At 37.0% G+C, this 20,683-nt stretch carries 19 protein-coding genes and 1 other RNA gene; 3 read left to right on the top strand and 17 right to left on the bottom strand.

The genetic code is table 11. From position 1 onward, the window contains the following. Positions 1-7 precede the first annotated feature (7 nt). The 4 genes from WMO38_RS11565 to WMO38_RS11550 are packed head-to-tail and all read right to left on the bottom strand — an operon-like array spanning position 8 to position 3,385. Entirely contained in the window at positions 8-409 is a 402-nt protein-coding gene (locus WMO38_RS11565; RefSeq protein ID WP_349162808.1) for a cell division protein ZapA, read from the bottom strand. A gap of 47 nt (positions 410-456) precedes the next feature. Next, positions 457-1,455, bottom strand: coding sequence for a Holliday junction branch migration DNA helicase RuvB (gene ruvB, locus WMO38_RS11560; RefSeq protein ID WP_021865150.1), 999 nt, complete (start codon positions 1,453-1,455; stop codon positions 457-459). Between the two features lie 11 nt (positions 1,456-1,466). Then, on the bottom strand, positions 1,467-2,075 hold the full coding sequence (gene ruvA / locus WMO38_RS11555; RefSeq protein WP_021865151.1) for a Holliday junction branch migration protein RuvA: 609 nt from the start codon (positions 2,073-2,075) through the stop codon (positions 1,467-1,469). Beyond that, complete coding sequence (locus WMO38_RS11550) at positions 2,072-3,385, bottom strand: ATP-binding protein (RefSeq protein WP_021865152.1); 1,314 nt, start codon at positions 3,383-3,385, stop codon at positions 2,072-2,074. Before WMO38_RS11550 ends, ruvA begins: the two co-directional genes overlap by 4 nt. 225 nt (positions 3,386-3,610) lie before the next feature. On the opposite strand from WMO38_RS11550, the gene WMO38_RS11545 reads away from it, so the two are divergent. Next, complete coding sequence (locus tag WMO38_RS11545; RefSeq protein ID WP_349162807.1) at positions 3,611-4,912, top strand: glycosyltransferase family 2 protein; 1,302 nt, start codon at positions 3,611-3,613, stop codon at positions 4,910-4,912. Between the two features lie 37 nt (positions 4,913-4,949). Here the strand turns inward: WMO38_RS11545 and WMO38_RS11540 are convergent, their stop codons facing one another. The 11 genes from WMO38_RS11540 to WMO38_RS11490 all read right to left on the bottom strand — a co-directional run bounded on the left by WMO38_RS11540 (position 4,950) and on the right by WMO38_RS11490 (position 16,517). Further along, on the bottom strand, positions 4,950-5,462 hold the full coding sequence (locus WMO38_RS11540) for a Gx transporter family protein (RefSeq protein WP_349162806.1): 513 nt from the start codon (positions 5,460-5,462) through the stop codon (positions 4,950-4,952). Between the two features lie 62 nt (positions 5,463-5,524). Further along, positions 5,525-5,902, bottom strand: a complete 378-nt coding sequence (locus WMO38_RS11535; protein ID WP_349162804.1) for a NusG domain II-containing protein — start codon at positions 5,900-5,902, stop codon at positions 5,525-5,527. Between the two features lie 284 nt (positions 5,903-6,186). Further along, positions 6,187-6,534: a transfer-messenger RNA gene (gene ssrA, locus WMO38_RS11530) on the bottom strand. A 138-nt stretch (positions 6,535-6,672) separates the two neighbouring features. Continuing rightward, entirely contained in the window at positions 6,673-7,143 is a 471-nt protein-coding gene (gene smpB / locus WMO38_RS11525; protein ID WP_349162802.1) for an SsrA-binding protein SmpB, read from the bottom strand. 9 nt (positions 7,144-7,152) lie between these two features. Next, positions 7,153-9,300 (bottom strand): ribonuclease R, encoded by a 2,148-nt coding sequence (gene rnr, locus WMO38_RS11520; RefSeq protein ID WP_349162801.1) that lies wholly within the window; start codon positions 9,298-9,300, stop codon positions 7,153-7,155. A 93-nt stretch (positions 9,301-9,393) separates the two neighbouring features. Beyond that, positions 9,394-9,651 carry a preprotein translocase subunit SecG gene (gene secG / locus WMO38_RS11515; protein WP_021866944.1) on the bottom strand — a complete coding sequence of 86 codons (258 nt, stop codon included), beginning with the start codon at positions 9,649-9,651 and terminating at the stop codon, positions 9,394-9,396. 80 nt (positions 9,652-9,731) lie between these two features. Beyond that, positions 9,732-11,270, bottom strand: coding sequence for a 2,3-bisphosphoglycerate-independent phosphoglycerate mutase (gene gpmI, locus WMO38_RS11510; protein WP_021866943.1), 1,539 nt, complete (start codon positions 11,268-11,270; stop codon positions 9,732-9,734). A 128-nt stretch (positions 11,271-11,398) separates the two neighbouring features. Next, complete coding sequence (gene tpiA / locus WMO38_RS11505) at positions 11,399-12,148, bottom strand: triose-phosphate isomerase (RefSeq protein WP_021866942.1); 750 nt, start codon at positions 12,146-12,148, stop codon at positions 11,399-11,401. Positions 12,149-12,322: 174 nt separating this feature from the next. Further along, the gene (locus tag WMO38_RS11500; RefSeq protein WP_349162799.1) at positions 12,323-13,516 is read right to left on the bottom strand and encodes a phosphoglycerate kinase; all 1,194 of its coding nucleotides are present in this window, start codon (positions 13,514-13,516) and stop codon (positions 12,323-12,325) included. A 139-nt stretch (positions 13,517-13,655) separates the two neighbouring features. Continuing rightward, on the bottom strand, positions 13,656-14,684 hold the full coding sequence (gene gap, locus WMO38_RS11495) for a type I glyceraldehyde-3-phosphate dehydrogenase (protein WP_012739424.1): 1,029 nt from the start codon (positions 14,682-14,684) through the stop codon (positions 13,656-13,658). A 144-nt stretch (positions 14,685-14,828) separates the two neighbouring features. After that, the gene (locus tag WMO38_RS11490) at positions 14,829-16,517 is read right to left on the bottom strand and encodes a Na/Pi cotransporter family protein (RefSeq protein WP_349162798.1); all 1,689 of its coding nucleotides are present in this window, start codon (positions 16,515-16,517) and stop codon (positions 14,829-14,831) included. Between the two features lie 239 nt (positions 16,518-16,756). Here WMO38_RS11490 and WMO38_RS11485 point away from each other — a divergent pair, with 239 nt between their 5' ends. After that, positions 16,757-17,572, top strand: a complete 816-nt coding sequence (locus WMO38_RS11485) for a histidinol-phosphatase HisJ family protein (RefSeq protein WP_349162797.1) — start codon at positions 16,757-16,759, stop codon at positions 17,570-17,572. Positions 17,573-17,627: 55 nt separating this feature from the next. On the opposite strand, the gene WMO38_RS11480 is transcribed toward WMO38_RS11485, so the two are convergent. Continuing rightward, positions 17,628-18,782 (bottom strand): cysteine desulfurase family protein, encoded by a 1,155-nt coding sequence (locus WMO38_RS11480; protein WP_021865339.1) that lies wholly within the window; start codon positions 18,780-18,782, stop codon positions 17,628-17,630. An 81-nt stretch (positions 18,783-18,863) separates the two neighbouring features. Here WMO38_RS11480 and WMO38_RS11475 point away from each other — a divergent pair, with 81 nt between their 5' ends. Next, positions 18,864-20,360 carry an oligosaccharide flippase family protein gene (locus WMO38_RS11475; RefSeq protein ID WP_349162795.1) on the top strand — a complete coding sequence of 499 codons (1,497 nt, stop codon included), beginning with the start codon at positions 18,864-18,866 and terminating at the stop codon, positions 20,358-20,360. On the opposite strand, the gene WMO38_RS11470 is transcribed toward WMO38_RS11475, so the two are convergent. Next, a complete protein-coding gene (locus tag WMO38_RS11470) occupies positions 20,326-20,667 on the bottom strand; it encodes a hypothetical protein (RefSeq protein ID WP_349162793.1) in 342 nt (113 codons plus the stop codon). The two genes, WMO38_RS11475 and WMO38_RS11470, sit on opposite strands and share 35 nt — an antisense overlap. Positions 20,668-20,683 lie beyond the last annotated feature (16 nt).

Here is a 20,683-nt window from a genome sequence, read left to right as displayed (position 1 = left end):
CTGACTCCTATTTTGCATTAAGTTCTGTTTCTAACTGAACAATATTTTTCTGATATTTAGTAATTTCTTTTTTTAATTCTGTTATCTCTTTTTCTGCCGCATCTGTCTTAATCTGTGCAGCTATGAGTTCATGTTTTAAATCATATATCTCTTTGTCTTTATTCTCGATTTCTTCTGAGAGACTGTCACCGAGCTTTTTGGCCTTAAAATAGTCATCTGCTATGTTAAGATACATAAGATTAGCACGAACTTCCGCATTCTGTCTGCGAAATGAATCTTCTTTGCTGTACTCAGCAAGCTTGTTATTAATATAAGATGCAACTTTCTGTAGGTATTCCTCACTCTCATATCCACTTAATGTAAATACTTTTCCACCCAAAATTACTTCTGTATTATTTTTTGATGACATGAAAACGCCCTCCAATACTTTATCCGAATTATTTAATTATATCATTTTTATACTTTTTGTTCAATCCCCAGATTAAGATACGCCTCGTTCGTTGCAACACGTCCTCTCGGCGTTCTGTTAATAAATCCATTCTGTATAAGATAAGGCTCATATACATCTTCAAGTGTTCCGGCATCTTCACCGATAGATGCTGCAAGAGTGTCAAGACCCACCGGACCACCGCCGAATTTCTTTATTATTGTGCCAAGTATAAGCCTGTCATTTGCATCAAGACCATCCCTGTCAACATCTAAAAGATTAAGTGCATAATCAGCAACCTCGCCTGTAATTCTTCCGTCATATTTCACTTGTGCAAAATCACGCACTCTCTTTAACAGACGGTTGGCAAGTCTCGGGGTTCCTCTTGAACGTCTTGCAAGTTCGTTGGCTCCCTGCGAATCAATCTCTACACCAAGTACATTGGCAGAACGGATTATAATTGTCTCAAGTTCTTTTACCGTGTAATACTCAAGATGATTTACCACTCCGAATCTGTCTCTTAAAGGTGCGGACAAAAGACCTGCTCTTGTTGTTGCACCGACAAGTGTGAACTTAGGTAGTTCAAGACGAATTGAACGTGCTGTTGCCCCTTTTCCTATCATAACATCTATCTGGTAATCTTCCATTGCCGGATACAAAACTTCTTCAACCTGCCTGTTAAGTCTGTGAATCTCGTCAACGAACAGAACATCCCCCTCAGCAAGATTATTAAGGATTGCCGCCATTTCACCCGGCTTTTCGATTGCCGGTCCTGACGTCACTTTAAGATGTGTTCCCATCTCATTGGCAATTATCCCTGCAAGTGTTGTCTTTCCAAGTCCCGGAGGTCCATAGAAAAGCACATGGTCAAGTGAATCATTACGTGCTTTTGCAGCTTCTATATACACTTTCAGGTTGCGTTTTACTTTTTCCTGTCCAATGTAATCTTCAAGAGCAAGCGGACGTAAATTATTTTCAATTTTTATATCTTCTTCAACAAGCTCTGTTGAAATCACTCTTTTTTCCATCAAATTCCCTCTCAGATAAGTCTTTTAAGTGCCTCTTTCAAAATAGTCTCTGTATCTTTTTCTTCTATATTTTCTATATTCTTAACTGCACGAAGTGCCTCAGCATTGCCATAGCCGAGTGCAACAAGTGCCTCAACTGCCTCATTCCTTGCACTGAAATCAACTGACATGCCGGTGCTGCTCTCCTGATGTGCCAGTGCCTGCTCAAATGCATCTGAAAGCTTAATCCTGTCTTTAAGCTCAATTATAAGCTTCTGTGCTGTTTTAGCACCTATTCCCGGTGCACTTGATATAAGCTTTACATCATCTGATAGCACGGCAAATCTCAAATCATCAGGCGAAATTGTTGAAAGAATTGCCAAAGCACCTTTCGGTCCGATACCATTTACATTGATAAGCATCTTAAATATTTCAAGGTCATCTCTTGTGAGAAAACCATAAAGGCTGTGTGCATCTTCCCTTATCTGCAAATATGTATATACCTTTACCTGCTCACCCGTAACGCAGAATTCACTTATAACAGTTGCAGGAACACGGATATTAAAGCCGATACCATTATTTTCAACAACAATAGCATCCTCCATTATCTCTGTAAGTTCTCCTTTAATATAGGAAATCATATCTCTTTCTCCATTCCCAGACAATAATTAACAAACTGCTGTGCAGTTCTTCCTGAAATGCCGCCATGGCTTAATTCCCACTTATTTGCTTCTAACTTAAGTTCGTCATCTGACATAGTCACGCCGCTTCTTCTTGCAAGTTCGATAACAATCTGGAAATACTCCTGCTGTGTCGGTTTTGAATAACAAATCTGACATCCGAAACGATTTACCAGTGAAAGCTTTTCTTCCATCGTATCTGAACGGTGTAAGCCGTTTGATGACTCCATATCATCACGATCATTCCATGTTTCTTTGATAAGATGTCTTCTGTTAGATGTTGCATATATAAGGATATTTTCAGGCTTAGTCTCAACGCCTCCTTCAATTACAGCCTTTAAGAACTTGTATTCAATCTCAAATTCCTCAAATGACAAATCATCCATATATATTATGAAGCGATAGTTACGGTTCTTTATCTGTGCTATTACATTTGATAAATCTTTGAACTGATGTTTATATATCTCAATCATCCTTAATCCGTCATCATAATATTGGTTGACAATTGCCTTAATACTTGTAGATTTACCTGTTCCGCTGTCACCGAATAAGAGGACATTGTTGGCTTTCTTTCCTTTTACAAATGCTTCTGTATTCTCAACAAGCTTCTTTTTCTGGATTTCATATCCGACAAGGTCAGTAAGCATAACTTTGTCCATATTGTTAATTGCCATAAATTTAACACTGCCGTCAGGATTATTGCCGATTCTGAATGCTTTGTTAAGACCAAACATGCCAACACCGTAATCTTTATAAAATGTAGTAACACCATCAAAAAACTCTTCATCTGTTGTTGCGGCTGCAAGTTTTTCGCTTAATGTGCGTACCTTTTCGCTTACATTTCTGTTATACATAAGTTCTTTTTTCACAATTGCTTTGTAGTTTGTAATAAGTGAAAAACAATTTATTGAAAGTTCTTTTTCAATCTCGCTGAAATCATAGTGGAACAGCTTTCTGAATATTCCGAAATCATTCATGGCAAATGTGTTGACACTTCCGTCATTGGCACCGACCTTCTCACATGTTATGCTGAATGGGTTTTCTGTTGTGATAAGTATAAATGTAAGATAATTCTGCCATAGGTTCTTATCAAATCCATAATCTGTCGCGACTTTAAGAATTCTTTTAATCTGCGTATAGATTTCTCTTGTAAGTTCCTCTTTTCCCGTATCCTCAACATCAAACTTTCTGAAAATGTCTGCCATGCGTGAAAGGATGCTGTCTTCATCCATATCTCCGTATATTATCAGTCTTGAAATTTCTTTGTACATAGCTTATTTTCTCCATTCCATTTCATAATTAAAATTAAGTGTATTTCTTATTATACTATATCAATAAAGTTTTTTGTCAAATATTTTCTTATTTTATTTGAGTTATGACCTATTTCTTATTATTGAACTATTGACACAAAAGAAATTAATGATATAATCAACAAAGGACTTTGGGTAGTCCGCAATACTATATTTTTTCATTTTTTAAAATGGAGAGGACTTTTAATGAAAGCTATTGCTTCAATCAACACCGTTATCTACACCCTGTTGACTGTATTGTATTTTTATCAGTTTATATATATTGTGATAGCCTTAATCGGTGAAAAACGAAAGAAGAAGCAGCCAGAATACGAACCTAAAAAACTTCACAGGTTCGCTTTTATTATTGCAGCCCGGAATGAAAATGCCGTAATCGGTAACCTGATTAAGAGCATCAAAGCACAGAACTACCCTTCTGAACTTATTGATGTTGTTGTCGTTGCTGATAACTGTACGGATAACACAGCCGAGATTGCAAGAAGCTGCGGTGCAATTGTATATGAACGTTTTAACAAGGTATTAGTCGGTAAAGGCTATGCTCTTGACTATGCATTCAACAAGATAAAAGAAGATGAAGGTGATTATACCACCTACGACGGTTATTTTATTTTTGATGCGGATAATGTCATTGACAGAAATTATGTCCGTGAAATGAACAAAACTTTTGATCAGGGGTATCGTGTGGTCACAAGTTATCGTAACTCAAAAAATTTCGATACCAATTGGATTACATCAGGATATTCGCTCTGGTTCTGCCGCGAAGCAAAATATCTTAATAATCCACGAATGATTCTTAAAACAAGCTGTGCTGTATCAGGAACAGGCTTTCTTACAAGCAGTGAGATTATTAAGAAAAATGGTGGTTGGAAATGTAATCTTTTGACAGAGGATATTCAGTTTTCAGTTGTTAATATTCTTGAGGGAGAAAAAATCGGCTACTGTGATTCGGCAATGTTCTATGATGAACAGCCGGAGACATTTAAACAGTCATGGAACCAGCGTATGCGTTGGTCAAAGGGCTTCTATCAGGTAATGTTCAAATATGGTCGTGAACTGATAGCCATGGCATTCAAAAAACGTCAGATGTTCGTATCATGTTATGATATGTTTATGACACTTGCTCCTGCTACTCTTCTTTCAGTAGGCTGCATGCTTTTGAATCTCATATTTTTAGTGCTTGGTGCACATAACTTTACTTTATTTAAAAAGGTATTTCCGGTCGCTATGGAATCAATCGGTTTTGCCTGTGTAAGCTTTTATCTGCTTATGTTTTCAATCGGATTGCTGACAGTAATAACAGAATGGAAGAAGATTCTTGCTTCTCCTAAGAAAAAGATTATTTCGCTGTTCACTTTCCCATTATTTATGCTTACATATATTCCAATTTCTCTTGTCGCTTTATTCAAGCGTGTTGAGTGGAAACCTATCACACACTGTGTTTCCAAATCTATGGAAGAAATTGAATTGCAGCAGCAATATAAACAATAAAAGAAACGGCATTCAGTTAATCTGAAATGCCGTTTCTTTATTTTTGTCCATATGCTCTTTCAGTACGTTTCACCACCATAGCTGATACAATTCCTATTACTGCTCCAGTCACTGTTCCGGTTATCATAAGTACAGGAAGATAATATACTATCGCACCGCTTCCCATTATAAATACAGCTGCAATTATCTGCCCTATATTATGAAATACTCCGCCGGCAACACTTACACCAACAGACGAAAAAAACTGTATTCTCTTTAGTATTATCATTATTATCATGCTAAGAACCGCTCCTGACATGCTGAACAAGAAGCTGTTCAAATTGCCAAAAAGAACAGCAGTTAATGTTATTCTTATGAGATTAACTGCAACTGCTTCTTTTATTCCGACAACATATAAAATCGTTATTATAGCAATATTGGGAAGTCCTACCTTAATTCCCGGAACCGGAAGCGGCACAGAAATCACGCTTTCGATATAGCCAAATATCATCGCCAAAGCCGTAAGTACACCGCAAAGTGCGAGTTTTTGCGTCCGTGTTGAATTCTTCATATTTTCATTCACCTGTTTTTATTTGTTAATTTTTATTTATATATTTTATTACTCGTTTTCATCTATCTGACAAGCGAATCTACATTGCCTTCACCGCCCTGTATCTCGACAACCACGCGATGCGGAAGGCACACTATCGTCTCTCCATTCTTACTTATCTTTCCTGTTTTTTCACACAATTTATCAGGACAGTCGGCATCTTTCATATAAACTGTACCATTTTCTATAACTACAGTATTACTGCCGCCCTGATACCCCTCAACAGTAACAGACGCATTTTTGTCAAGAGGAAGCATATAGACAATATTTCCGTCTACCTTCACAACTGCTGTAATACCATCCTTTTTTACAACAAAATTAATAATCAAAAATGCTGCTGCACATACAATAATCAATGTCGATATCAGCATTATATCTCTTTTAATCTTCTTTTTTTCCAAATGTCATTCTCTCCGAAATATTAATTAGTATCTTTTAAAGTTACTTATATAATATACACTTTAAACCGTAAAAACACAATATTATCATTTATATGTTTTGTATTACATTTGTTTAAAATGCGTGGTATATTATATATCTCAATGGTGTTATTTATAGTAAAGCAACTTGCAACAGTAGTTAAAATCCTCTAATATATATCTATATTATATAAGAAAAGGACTCTCTTATACCATAAAAATAACGGCACCATACATCACTTTCGCAACATACAATGCCGTTATCATAGTGGAGTAGACGGGAGTCGAACCCGTGTCCAAAAGCCCATTCACTGTTCTTCTACTATTATAGTTGATTGCTTCGGTTTCCCTCATTCCCTCCGGCATAAGAAAATCAACATCCTCATGCTTTCAGTAGCTTCATAATACGCCCACAGTCTCAAAGCTTTGACTGAGTCGTTTCCTACATGGTCGAAGCCTGGGTCCTAAAGTGTAGGTGCTCTAGGTCAGACTGCTGCCATTAGGCAGCGTAAGCTAAATTTTCGTTAGCGTTTATATTTAGATTTGTAATTTGACGCATCACCTGCGAATAGCTTCACCAGCTTCAAAACCCCTGTCGAAACCTTTACTACCCCTTGTGGATAGCTGTGAGATAAATACTATCACTGTAAATTTATATTGTCAACCCCAAACAGGACTAAAAACACCAAATTAAATCAATAGTTTAATTCATAAAATTCAAATTATATCTTCGGCGGTAGCTTTGAATACAATTATCCCAGATTTCTTACCTTAAAGTCTTTTAAAGCTTCTCTTTGCTGGTCTTTCTTTGCAATAGAGTCTCTCTTATCATAGAGTTTTTTACCTCTTGCAAGACCAATTTCCATTTTTACACGTCCTTTGCTTAAATATACCTGCAAAGGTACTATTGTAAATCCCTTCTGTGCCGTCTGTCCCTCAAGTTTATTAATCTCAGACTGATGAAGGAGCAGCTTTTTCGGACGAAGCGGGTCTTTATTAAAAATATTTCCTTTTTCATAAGGTGTAATATTCATATTAATAACAAAAACCTCACCGTTGATTATCTGTATATATGCCTCTTTTATTGAGCATTTTCCCTGTCTTAAAGACTTAACCTCAGTACCGTGAAGTACAAGTCCAGCCTCATATTTCTCGTCTATAAAATAGTCATAATAAGCCTTTTTATTATTAGCAATCAGCTTATTTCCACTTGATTCTTTCATATTATCTCCTTATTCTGCCAGTTCAAAATCTATAGTTCTAAGAATCTTATCACAGTTGATAACCTTAACATTAAGTCTCTGACCAAGCTTGAATGTCCTTCCTGTTGTCTCATTTACCATCTCATAATGATTCTCGTCATAAATATAATATCCGTCACGAAGCGAGGCTACACTAATCATTCCTTCAATTGTATTCGGAAGTTCTACATATATTCCCCATGCGGTCATTCCGGATACAACACCCTCAAATGTCTCTCCGATATGTTTTTCCATATACTGTACCATTTTCAGCTTATCTGTATCTCTTTCTGCATCATCAGCCCTGCGTTCTGTAGCACTTGTCTGCTTTGCGACTTCAGGAAGAATAGCAGCAAAATGCTCACTTCTCTTATCACTCATACCACCATGCAGATTTTCTTTAATAATTCTGTGAATCTGTAAATCAGGATATCTTCTGATTGGCGATGTGAAATGACAGTAATACTTGGCAGCAAGTCCGAAATGACCTACGCACTCCGTTGTATATGATGCTCTTTTCATAGAACGAAGTGTAAGGCGTGCAATTAAATTTTCCTCGTCGCTTCCCTCTATTTTCCCCAAAAGCTTCTGAAGCTCCTTCGGATGAATCTCATCACCTATTTTTATCGAATATCCAAAATTATTGATAAATGTTCCAAGCCTTCTTATCTTCTCAGGATCAGGATTTTCATGACTTCGGTAAAGGAATGGTATTTCCTGCCAGAAATAATCTTCTGCCACTGTCTCATTTGCAATAAGCATGAAATCTTCGATAATTCTTGTCGCTGTATTTCTGTCATACGGCTTTATTTCCACCGGTTCACCCTTATCGTTAAGCGTAATCTTTGTCTCCGGAAAATCAAAATCAATCGAACCGCGTTTGAATCTTCTCTGACGCAATATCAGTGCAAGCTTTTCCATAAGTCTGAACATATCAGCAAAATCTTTATACTCGTTTAAAATTTCTTCATCTTCATTTTCAAGAATCTTTTTTACATTTGTATAAGTCATTCTTCTATCAACATTGATTACAGACTCACATATCTTATGTGAAATCACATTGCCTTTTTCATCAATATCCATAAGACAGCTGAGTGCAAGCCTGTCACAGCCCTGGTTAAGTGAACATATTCCGTTGGACAGCTTATGCGGAAGCATCGGTATAACACGGTCAACAAGATAGACACTTGTGCCTCTCTTATATGCTTCTTTGTCAAGAGGACTGTATTCTTTTACATAATTGCTCACATCTGCGATGTGAACTCCAAGGTGATAGATTCCATTTTCCTCAGATACAGTTATTGCATCATCCAGGTCTTTTGCATCTTCACCATCTATAGTAACTGTCTGCAAATCACGCAAATCAACTCTTCCGGCATAATCTTTAGGCGACAGTTCATCAGGAATATCATTTAATGATTTCATTACACTTTCAGGAAATTCCATCGGAAGGTCATATGCTTTTATTATAGACATAATATCCGTTCCTGGGTCATTAATATGCCCTATAATCTCCTTTACGCGACCTTCCGGGTTCTTTTTCAATGTACCATAAGAAGTAAGCTCTACAACAACTTTATGTCCTGTCACGGCCCCCATGGACTTTTCCTGTGGCACAAAAATGTCATAACAGATTTTCTTATTGTCCGGAACAACAAATCCAAATGTTTTACTCTTCTGGTATGTTCCGACCACCTCTTTTATCTGATGCTCAAGAATCTTGATAATCTTGCCTTCACATCTCTTATCTCCATGTTTTTCTGCTGTTATGGCAACCATAACTTTATCCATATGAAATGCTCCGCCATCGTCAGATTCTTTGATAAAAATATCATCTTCCCTGCCTTCGACAACAACAAAACCAAAACCACGGCTTGTCTTCTGGTATATTCCAATAATAGCTGTATTTTCAGGCTTACTGTATTTACCTTTTTTTGATACGCCTATTCTGCCCTCTGCTACAAGTGAATCAAGCACTGCCTGCAGCTCATGTCTGTCCTCTTTCGGAACCTGCATAAGTATTGCAAGCTCCTTAGTTTTCATTGGTACATAGAGGTCGTTATGCAAAATAAGATCCTCCAGCATATTTTTTCTGTCTTCAAACACTTTATCATATGTTCTTTTTGATTTATGTCCCATAACAATCCTCCCTGTTTTTGCCGTGATTAACTTGTCGTCTGCATAAAAAAGGATGCCCTTCAAGCTATCCTTAAAGAGCATCCTTATAACTTTTTAGAAATTAATATTCAATATAGCAGCAATAACAATAAATGCAATTGCAAGTATCTTTGTAAATAATACAAGCTTACCTTCTATTGAACGTCCTTTATTCTTACCCCAGTAAGTATCAGCAGCACCGCTGATTGCACCAGACAAGCCTGTCTGCTTACTTTCCTGCATAAGAACTACAATTGTTATTGCAATACAAACTAATATAAAAAGTCCCATAAGTAATACTCTAAATGTATCTGCCCATGACATTCCAAACATCAGTAACACCTCCTACTTGGTTAAAATCGTCACACAATAGTATAATTTTAACACAAGCATTTAATAATATCAAGTATTTATTATTTCTTTATCAAGAGAGATTCACCAGTCATTTCTGCCGGTTTCTCAAGTTCCATAATATCTATAAGAGTAGGAATAATATCGCAAAGCTTGCCATTCTCTTTAAGAGTATATGCCTCATCATAATTTACAAGTATAAATGGAACCGGATTTGTTGTATGTGCTGTATATGGTTCGCCATTGTCATCAATAAGCTTTTCAGCATTACCATGGTCAGCACAGATAAACATTACACCATCAACTTCCTTAACAGCCTCTACTACCTTGCCTACACACTCATCAACAGTCTCTATTGCCTTAACAACAGCGTCCATGATACCTGTATGTCCAACCATATCAGGATTAGCAAAGTTAGTAATTATTACATCATACTTTCCTGAACGTATTGCATCTGTAAACTTCTGGCACACTTCAGGTGCACTCATTTCAGGCTGAAGGTCGTATGTTGCAACCTTTGGTGATTTAACAAGAATTCTGTCCTCACCTTCATTTGGCTCCTCAACTCCGCCGTTAAAGAAAAATGTTACATGTGCATATTTCTCTGTCTCAGCAATTCTTGCCTGCTTTAAATGATTCTTTGCAAGGAATTCGCCGAATGTATTTGTAATTTCCTGCTTTTTGAACGCAACATACTTATTAGGAATTGTAACATCATAATCTGTGAAGCATACATAATGAACTTTCTTTCTTGGACCTCTGTCAAATCCAGCAAAATCATCATCACAGAAACATCTGGTAATTTCTCTTGCTCTGTCAGGTCTGAAGTTAAAGCAGATAACTGAATCGCCATCTTTGATAGTTGCAAGTGGCTTGCCATCTTCCTTAATAACTGTAGGAACAACGAACTCATCAGTCTTTCCGGCTGCATATGAATCGCTTATTGCACATCTTGCACAGGCAGCTTCATTACCAACGCCCTCTGTAAGTGCCTTGTATGCTGCTTCAATTCTGTCCCATCTGTTATCTCTGTCCATCGCATAATAACGACCCATGATTGAGGCAATCTTACCTACGCCGATTTCATCCATCTTGTTATAAAGCTGGTTAATGAAATCTTTTCCTCCGTCTGTTGCCGTATCACGTCCATCCATAAAACCATGAACATATACATTTTTAAGACCATTTCTCTTTGCAAGCTCAAGAAGTGCAAATACATGTGTAAGATGGCTGTGAACACCACCGTCTGAAAGAAGTCCATAAAGATGTAAATCAGAATTATTCTTCTTACAGTTCTCAATTGCACCAAGAAGTTCTTCATTTTCAAAGAAATCACCATCTTCAATAGACTTTGTAATTCTTGTAAGCTCCTGATATACAATTCTACCTGCACCCATATTAAGATGTCCTACTTCTGAGTTACCCATCTGACCATCCGGAAGTCCTACTGCAAGCCCGCTGGCATATCCTTTTACAAATGGATATTCTGCCATCAATTTATCCATTACAGGTGTATTGGCATTTGCAATACCATTACCCTCTTTTTTATCACTTAAACCATATCCGTCAAGTATCATTAAAACCACTGGTTTTTTAGACATAACAAAATCCTCCTTGTTTTTGCGAAGCAAAAATTTTATCTTCATTTTTTACCGAACGTATCATACCATATAATCCCGAAAAAGTAAAGAAAAAGCGGACACAACACTGTGTGTCCGCAATATTATAATTACTTGTCGTAATGAACTATCTTTGCAAATTCAGGCTTGAGGCTGGCACCGCCAACAAGACCTCCATCGATATCAGGCATTGAGAATATATGATTGGCATTGCCTGCATTGACACTGCCGCCATATAAAATTCTTATTCTCTCAGCAACAACCGCACCATATATATCACGTATATTAGTACGAATTGCAGAACATACTTCCTGTGCCTGTTCTGCTGTTGCAACTCTTCCTGTTCCTATCGCCCATATAGGTTCGTATGCAATAATACAATTAATAACCTTTTCCGGTGGTATGTATTTGAAAGCGTTGACAATCTGTTTTTTGATAAATTCAAGTGTAACTCCACTCTCACGCTGTTCAAGACTCTCTCCACAGCAAAGAATCGGAAGAAGCTTATGTTCTATAGCTTTCCTCATCTTTTTATTAATTATTTCATCTGTTTCATGAAAATATTGTCTTCTCTCCGAATGTCCGATTATAACATATGACACTCCGGCATCAACAAGCATCTCAGGCGATAACTCACCTGTATATGCTCCTTTTTCCTCATAAAACATGTTCTCAGCACCGACTTTTATATTGGTATCCTTCACTTCATTAACAACTGGGACAATATCAATTGCCGGCACACAAAATACGACGTCTACGTCGTCATTCTTTACCATTGGCTTTAGTTCTTCTGCAAGTTTAACAGCTCCGCTTGGAGTCATATTCATCTTCCAGTTACCAGCCACCATTTTCTTGCGCATACAGATACCCCTCCTGTAACATTAATACATTCGCAAAAACATCACGATTGATTTTATTTAATTATATCATACAATTTCTAAAAATGCCACTTATTTTACAGAATTTACGTAAAAATTCCCGGAATTTCTTATATGAAATCCCGGGACATATATAAAAATTATGTCAGTCGGTTTTTACTTGTCGTTAGCGGCTTCTACACCTGGAAGTTCTTTACCCTCAAGGAACTCAAGAGAAGCACCGCCACCTGTAGAGATATGTGTCATCTTATCGCCAAAACCAAGATTATTTACAGCTGCAGCTGAATCACCGCCACCGATAATTGTTGTAGCGTCTTTTAATGCTGCAAGTTCTTCTGCAACAGCGATTGTACCCTTTGCAAAGTTAGGAAATTCAAATACGCCCATTGGTCCGTTCCATACTACAGTCTTAGCATCTTTTAATGCATCCTTGTAGAGTTCACATGACTTAGGTCCGATATCCATACCCATATCATCATCTTCCTGATGACCTGCTGCTACGATACGGCTAGGTGTATCATTCTTAAATTCCTTTGTTACAACTGTATCAATAGGAATCAAAAGCTTAACGCCTTTCTTTTCAGCCTTTTCCATCATCTCTTTAGCATATTCAAGGTAATCATCCTCTACGAGAGACTTACCTACATTACCACCATGAGCCTTCTGGAATGTATATGACATACCGCCACCGATGATAAGTGTATCAACCTTGTCAAGAAGGTTATTGATAACTGAAATCTTAGATGAAACTTTAGAACCACCAAGAATAGCTACAAATGGTCTTACAGGATTATTTACTGCGTTGCCAAGGAAATCAATTTCCTTCTGCATAAGATAACCAACAACTGCTGTATCAACAAACTTTGTAACACCAACATTTGAACAATGTGCTCTGTGAGCTGTACCAAATGCATCATTTACAAATACATCGCAGATAGAAGCGAGATCTTTAGAAAACGCTTCACCATTCTTTGTTTCTTCAGGACGGAAACGTGTATTCTCAAGAAGAATAACATCACCATTCTTCATATCTGCTACTGCAGCTCTTGCATTATCGCCAACAACTGTGTCATCAGCAGCAAACTTTACTTCCTGACCAAGAAGTTCTGAAAGTCTCTTTGCAACAGGTGCAAGTGAAAATGTTGCATCTGGTCCCTTAGGTTTTCCGAGATGTGAACAAAGAATAACCTTACCACCATCAGCGATAAGCTTCTTGATTGTAGGAAGTGCAGCAACAAGACGTGTCTCATCTGTTATTCTGTCTCCATCAAGTGGTACATTAAAATCACATCTGCATAATACTCTTTTGCCATTAACGTTGATATCATCAACAGACTTTTTATTAAGCATAGTTTATTTCCTCCAAATTCATTTCTGACATACGATGAATAAATCCATCACAAAATAATACTTGATATAAGATAAAAACCAGAGAATATCATAATATATATTCCCTGGTTTTTTCTCTCGTTACTTATATGTTAAACGATTAGTTTAATTCAGCAAAATACTTGATTGTTCTAACCATCTGGCTTGTGTATGAATTTTCATTATCATACCAAGAAACAACCTGTACCTGGCATCCACCATTAGGAAGCTCATTAACCATTGTCTGTGTAGCATCGAATAATGAACCAAATCTCATACCAACGATATCGCTAGATACGATCTGCTCTGTGTTATAACCGAATGACTCTGTAGCAGCAGCCTTCATAGCAGCGTTAACTTCATCAACTGTAACCTTCTTAGCAACTACAGCATTAAGAATTGTTGTAGAACCTGTAGGTGTAGGAACTCTCTGAGCAGCTCCGATAAGCTTGCCATTAAGTTCTGGGATAACAAGACCGATAGCCTTAGCAGCACCTGTTGAGTTAGGAACGATGTTGCAGGCACCTGCTCTTGATCTTCTTAAATCACCCTTTCTCTGTGGGCCATCAAGAATCATCTGGTCACCTGTGTAAGCATGAATTGTACACATTATACCTGATTCGATTGTTGCACAATCATTAAGAGCCTTAGCCATAGGAGCTAAACAGTTTGTTGTACAAGAAGCAGCTGAGATAATCTGATCATCTGCTGTAAGTGTCTCATGGTTTACATTGTAAACGATAGTCTTTAAATCATTACCAGCTGGTGCAGAAATAACAACCTTCTTAGCACCTGCATTGATATGAGCCTGAGCCTTAGCCTTTGATGTATAGAAACCTGAACACTCAAGAACTACATCAACACCAATTTCGCCCCATGGACAGTTGTTAGCATCTGGCTCTTTATAAATTTTGATTGTCTTACCCTTAACAGTAATTGTACCAGCTTCATCATCAGCAGTAACCTGATCTTCTTCACCGAAGTTTACATATCTGCCCTGTGATGAATCATACTTTAAAAGATGAGCTAACATCTTAGGACTTGTTAAATCGTTGATAGCTACTACTTCGTATCCTTCTGCACCAAACATCTGTCTGAATGCAAGTCTGCCGATACGTCCAAAACCATTAATTGCAACTTTTACTGACATAAAAATTTCCTCCTAATATAAATTAGATTGTTAATTATTAATCAACTAGATTGTATTTTACATAATATAAGTAAAAATATCAAGTATTAATTACCTTTTTTTACAAAATGCAAAAAAAATCTTTCTATAAAGTTCTCCATTTAGTTAATTTGACGAAATTTCTTCCTGAACACACTCCGCAATATTTTTTGCATGATCCGACATTCTCTCAAGATTTGATAATATATCAAGGAAAACAACGCCATTTGAAGGGAGACATTTTCCATCTGAAAGCCTTTTTATATGCTTATCTCTCAATTCTTCTTCGAGATCATCAACCTCATCTTCTATTCTATATACATCACGTATAGCTGCATCATCGCCTGTTTCCCTGGCAACAACTGCCCTGTCAAAACAGCAGAGTACTTTATCCCAGAGCTGTCGTAATTCATCCTGCCCACGCTGTGAGAATACAATATCATGTTCTATTTTATATTTTGTAAGATCTGCAAGATTCTCCGCATGGTCAGATACTCTTTCAATATCAATAACCGCATGGAACAGGTCATTTACAAGAAGATGCTGCTTATCTGACAATGACTGGTTATTAAGTTTTATAAGATACGAAGTCAGATATTTTGAATAGTAATCAACTTCTTTTTCAAGCTCATATATCCTGTCTACAAGTTCCTGACTGTTTTCCCTTACTGCCCTTGACGCAATCTCAATATTGTCATAGGCAAGACGCCCCATGTTAATAACTTCATTTTTAGCACGTTCAACAGCAACAGACGGCTGTCCGAGAATTCTGTCATCAAAATGCCTGCTGATTTCAAGTTCTTCTTTATCACTTATTTCCTCTATCTGTTCGGTCTTCTTTTCAGGAACAATAATACCTGAAAGCTTAACAAGGAGCTTGGCAAAAGGAAACATTACAGCTGTACATGTAATATTAAAAAATGTATGGAATATTGATATCTCAACACCCGTTATATTATGAACTGCAATGTCCGGTCTTATACAGAAAAGAATAAAGCCAGCTGTACCAAACAGCAACGCACCTGCCACATTAAACAATAGATGCATACATGCAGCTCTTTTAGCAGTACGCGTTGTTCCTGCACTCGAAATAAGAGCTGTAACACATGAGCCTATATTTTGTCCAAGTGTTATAAAAATCGCCGCATTCGTCGTTACAACGCCGTTCATGGCAAGAGTCTGTAATATTCCGACAGATGCTGATGAGCTCTGTAAAATCGCAGTAACAACAATACCGATAAGTATTCCAAGAAATGGATTACTGCCTACAATCTTAAATGCATTTGAAAAAATCGGTGCATCTGTGTATGGTGCAATTGATGCACTCATAAATTCAAGTCCTTCAAACAGAAGACCGATACCAACAAACAACTCACCAACTGTCTTTGACCTGTCTTTTTTTGAAAAAAGACTAACAAATGCACCGATGCCTATAAGAAGCGGTGCATAAAAAGACGGCTGCAATGCTTTTGCAGCATCACCAATCTGTCCGAGTGATACAATCCATGCTGTAATTGTTGTTCCTATATTGGCTCCCATAATAACGCCTACAGCCTGAACAAGTGTCATAAGTCCTGCATTTACAAAACCTACAACCATTACTGTTGTCGCACCACTGCTCTGTATAATTGCAGTAATAAGTGCACCAACCAATATTGCCAGAAATCTGTTTCTTGTAAGATAGCCAAGCAGCGACTTCATTTTGCCTCCGGCTGATTTCTGCATGCCGTCTGCCATTCTATTCATACCATAGAGGAACATTCCTATTCCTCCCGCAAATTCAAACAAGCTGCCTATTCCATTCATTATGAACATTTACCGTCCTTTTCGTCACATAGTATTTTAATTTTGTGTTAATTTAATTTTACACTTATTTTACATAATATCAATTGCAATCATTAATTTCAAGTTATATTCAATCGTTTTTATAAAAAAGCCGTAATGTTTTTAAAATTATCACAAATATGGTATACTTAATTTTGAAAAAATAAACACATTACACATGTGCATTTTATACATTTTAATTATTCAGCTATGAAGATTGGAGATTAAACATGAACAGACCTGCCGACTTTCACACACACAGCCTTTTCTCTTCGGATTCTGATGCAAAACCCGAAGAAAACATTAAAGCTGCGATAAATCTTGGACTTTCGTCAATATGCTTTACTGAACACAATGATTTTGATTTTCCACCGGAAGATAACAAAGATGTGTTATTCCAGCTTGATTTTGACAATTATATTTCAAGTATTGCCAGCATCAAAGAATTATATTCAGAACAGATTCCTGTATATATAGGTGTTGAACAGGGACTTTGCCGCTCCGCCGCAGACAGAATTAATGACTACGACAAAAATCATATTCTTGATTTTATAATAGGTTCTTCCCATCTTGTATACGGCAATGATCCTTACTATCCAAAATTCTGGGAAGGCCGCAACATAGATGAAGTAATCTATGCTTACTACGAAAGTATCCTTGATAATTTAGACACTTGTAATAATTTTGATATTTATGGTCATATTGATTATATAATACGTTATATTCCGGATAAATCATACGAGTATAACTATAAGAACTTTTCTGATATCATTGATGAAGTGTTAAAAAAAATCATCTATAATGGCAAAGGAATAGAGATTAACACTGCAGGGCTTCGTTATGGTCTTAATGCCACAAACCCATCAGCCGAAATAGTTTTAAGATACCGCGAACTCGGTGGTGAAATAATAACCATCGGCTCAGATGCACATTACAGCCGCGATATCGGAAGCGGATTTGATATTGCCTACGATATGCTCAAATCATGTAATTTCAAATATTATAATATTTTCAGGAAGAGAAAGCCCGAATTTATACAGTTATAAAAATATATCAAAGCAGGGAATTTCTGCATTAATATGCTTACGTTCCCTGCTTTTGTTATACATATTTTCTTAACTCTTCTACATTTCTTTTTATACATTCCACAACATAATCAACCTGTTTTTTTGATATTTCTTCATTTATTGTAAATCGCACTGTCGAATATGCTCTCTCATCAGAAAGGCCTATTGCTTTGAGGACATGCGATGGCTCTTTTTGTGCCGATGAACAGGCTGACCCGGCAGATGCACATATCCCCTGCTGGTCAAGCATCAATATAAGTGTAGCACCATCAACACCTTTAAACGAAAAATTCATATTATTAGGAAGACGCTCTTGTTCATCTCCATTAAGCCAGACATCTTTTATCTGCGTTGTGACCTTTTTTATCATATAATCACGGAGCATTTTTTCTTTTTTTATCCTCATATCCCTGTTTGTCATTGCTATCTGTGCCGCTTTTGCAAGCCCTATTATTCCGGCAACATTTTCAGTTCCTGCACGCATCCCATATTCCTGACCTCCTCCATTAATAAATGGTGTTTTAAGCTTTCCCTTTTTTATATATAAAAAGCCTACGCCCTTAGGTCCCCTTATTTTATGTGCACTAACACTAAGCATATCAACATTCATTGCATTTACATCTATATATATATTTGTATAAGCCTGGACTGCATCCGTGTGAAATAAGATGTTTCTTTCATGTGCGATTCTTCCTATGGCAGCCACCGGTTCAACCGTTCCAATCTCATTATTGGCTGCCATAACTGATATTAAAAATGTATCACGGAAGATATTACGCTCAATTGCTGCTGTTCTTACTTTACCCTTTTTATCTACCGGAATCTTGATTATTCTGCAATGTCTCTTCTCAAGTGAATCACATGTTCTTAAAATTGCATGGTGCTCTATCGGTGTTGTAATTATGCTTCCATATGGGTGTTCCTGTGCAGCCATTTTCAAAGCCCAGTTATCAGATTCTGAACCTCCCGATGTGAAAAAAATTTCATCCGGCCCTGCTCCTATTGTTGATGCAAGCAGTTCTCTTGCCTGCGTAATATCTTTTTTTATATTTTTAGAAAATGTATATATGCCGGAAGGGTTGCCATATCTGTTTCCCATGTACGGAAGCATCGCCCTGACAACATCCGGGTGCATTTTTGTAGTTGCGGCATTGTCCATATATATCATTACATCACATGCACCTTTCATTATTTTCCTGTTAATATTATATTCATAAATCACATATAATTGATAATAATAAGACTGTTTACTTACGTTTACGGAGGCATTTTGAAAAAGTTTAATAATGTCATAAAAGGCACTCTGATTCTTACTACCGCAGGTATTCTAAGTAAAATTCTCGGCTTTTTTTACAGAATTTATCTGTCACGATGCATAGGTGCCGCCGGCATGGGACTGTTCCAGATTGTTATGCCTGCTGCCGGAATTGTATTTGCAATATGTTCATCCGGAATACAGACAGCTATTTCAAAATTCTGCTGTGATAAAAAAAATGATTTTCTGTGGCTTATATCAGGGCTTTTACTCAGCATTCCAACATCTTTAATTCTTACTTTTATTGTGTATACAAATGCAGATTTTATTGCAACACGATTTATTTTAAATGAAGCATGTTCTTCATTGTTAAAAATTCTTTCATTATCATTCCCATTTGCAGCTTTTCATAACTGCATTAATGGATTTTATTTTGCAAAAAAGAAAACCGCAATTCCGGCATTCTCACAGCTTTTTGAACAGATTATACGATTTTGTGCTGTATACATTTATGTCACCATCTATGCTTCTGACGGAAATGCCTCTGTATTGTGTGCAATATACAGTAATCTGTTCGGTGAAATTGCCTCATTTTTATATTGTACTTGTGCCATTTTTTATACATTTATAAAAAGCAAATACAACAATACACATAAAAAATCCTCTCTTATGTCTAAAATACGTGAAATGTTCAAATTTTCATTTCCACTTACCGCAAACCGCCTGCTTATGCATATTTTCCAGAGTGCGGAAGCTGTTCTTGTTCCCGCACAGCTTATTGTTTATGGATTGTCAAAGAGTGATTCTGTTTCAATCTACGGAATTCTTACAGGCATGGCAATGCCTCTTATTTTATTTCCCACGGCACTGACTAATTCACTTGCAGTTATGCTTCTCCCGGCGGTTTCAGAACTAAATCTTGAAAACAATAATAAAAGTATTAAATCTACAATCAATAAATGCATTACTTTCTGCATATCAACCGGCGTATTAAGTACCGCCATTTTTATATTTTATGGCTCATATGCCGGAGCTATAGTTTTTAATCAGCCTGAAGTTCGTAATTACGTATGTATTCTTGCATGGCTGTGTCCATTTATATATCTTACCGTTACAATGGGAAGTATTCTCAATGGTCTTGGCGAAACAACGGCTACCTGTATACAAAATATTTCCGGTATAATAGTAAGATTGATATTTCTCGTCATTTTGGTTCCAAAATATGGAATAACAATGTATATGGCAGGACTTTTATGTTCGCAGATTCTTGTATGTATCTGCCATTATATAAAATTAAGCCGCATGCTTCATATACGTATGAATGCACACGGCTGGTTTCTGATACCGGGATTTTTTTCATTATTATCAACCGGTATTTCTCTTATTTTTTACAAATATATAAGCAGGCTGGTTTCCGGCTTAATTCCTCTCTTTGGGGGAGCCGTAACTGCCTGCATTATATACATTTTTTTATATGCTACTTTTTATCCTTATCGGAATAAACCGCATTGAGGTCAATGGGTGCTTCCAGTATTGTGGGAGCACTCTCCCATCGTTCCTTATCTTTTTCATACATCTGTTTAAGCCAGTCAACCAGCTGAAGCCGTCCTTCCTCACTTAAAGGAAATGTATCAGAGATTATTTCTTCTTTGGGTGTTGCTGCAAAGCTGTATGGCTTCTGCCACACATATGCCTCGAGAACTTCATCAGGTTTTTCACCCGTTTTTTTTATCCTGTAACGCATACCATGATGTTCACCACTGTATACACCTTTGTACATAAAGAAATTAAGCGGCATTATCTGACTTGCATCTATCATTTCACCCTCCGGAACT

This window comes from Lachnospira hominis (ex Hitch et al. 2025) (genome assembly GCF_040096395.1).
GTDB classification, from domain to species: Bacteria; Bacillota; Clostridia; order Lachnospirales; family Lachnospiraceae; genus Lachnospira; species Lachnospira hominis.
Note: the sequence above shows the minus strand (reverse complement) of the source record. Positions and strands in the feature narration are given on the sequence as shown.

Excerpts from the sequence above, each read along its gene's own strand:
- WMO38_RS11490 (WP_349162798.1), bottom strand. The coding sequence starts at position 16,517 with ATGTTCATAATGAATGGAATAGGCAGCTTGTTTGAATTTGCGGGAGGA.
- secG (WP_021866944.1), bottom strand. The coding sequence starts at position 9,651 with ATGTTTGGAATGTCATGGGCAGATACATTTAGAGTATTACTTATGGGA.
- WMO38_RS11480 (WP_021865339.1), bottom strand. The coding sequence starts at position 18,782 with ATGAAAGGTGCATGTGATGTAATGATATATATGGACAATGCCGCAACT.
- ruvA (WP_021865151.1), bottom strand. The coding sequence starts at position 2,075 with ATGATTTCCTATATTAAAGGAGAACTTACAGAGATAATGGAGGATGCT.
- WMO38_RS11485 (WP_349162797.1), top strand. The coding sequence starts at position 16,757 with ATGAACAGACCTGCCGACTTTCACACACACAGCCTTTTCTCTTCGGAT.
- ruvB (WP_021865150.1), bottom strand. The coding sequence starts at position 1,455 with ATGGAAAAAAGAGTGATTTCAACAGAGCTTGTTGAAGAAGATATAAAA.
- gpmI (WP_021866943.1), bottom strand. The coding sequence starts at position 11,270 with ATGTCTAAAAAACCAGTGGTTTTAATGATACTTGACGGATATGGTTTA.
- WMO38_RS11500 (WP_349162799.1), bottom strand. The coding sequence starts at position 13,516 with ATGCTTAATAAAAAGTCTGTTGATGATATCAACGTTAATGGCAAAAGA.
- WMO38_RS11545 (WP_349162807.1), top strand. The coding sequence starts at position 3,611 with ATGAAAGCTATTGCTTCAATCAACACCGTTATCTACACCCTGTTGACT.
- WMO38_RS11470 (WP_349162793.1), bottom strand. The coding sequence starts at position 20,667 with ATGATAGATGCAAGTCAGATAATGCCGCTTAATTTCTTTATGTACAAA.
- WMO38_RS11565 (WP_349162808.1), bottom strand. The coding sequence starts at position 409 with ATGTCATCAAAAAATAATACAGAAGTAATTTTGGGTGGAAAAGTATTT.
- gap (WP_012739424.1), bottom strand. The coding sequence starts at position 14,684 with ATGTCAGTAAAAGTTGCAATTAATGGTTTTGGACGTATCGGCAGACTT.
- tpiA (WP_021866942.1), bottom strand. The coding sequence starts at position 12,148 with ATGCGCAAGAAAATGGTGGCTGGTAACTGGAAGATGAATATGACTCCA.
- smpB (WP_349162802.1), bottom strand. The coding sequence starts at position 7,143 with ATGAAAGAATCAAGTGGAAATAAGCTGATTGCTAATAATAAAAAGGCT.
- WMO38_RS11540 (WP_349162806.1), bottom strand. The coding sequence starts at position 5,462 with ATGAAGAATTCAACACGGACGCAAAAACTCGCACTTTGCGGTGTACTT.
- rnr (WP_349162801.1), bottom strand. The coding sequence starts at position 9,300 with ATGGGACATAAATCAAAAAGAACATATGATAAAGTGTTTGAAGACAGA.
- WMO38_RS11550 (WP_021865152.1), bottom strand. The coding sequence starts at position 3,385 with ATGTACAAAGAAATTTCAAGACTGATAATATACGGAGATATGGATGAA.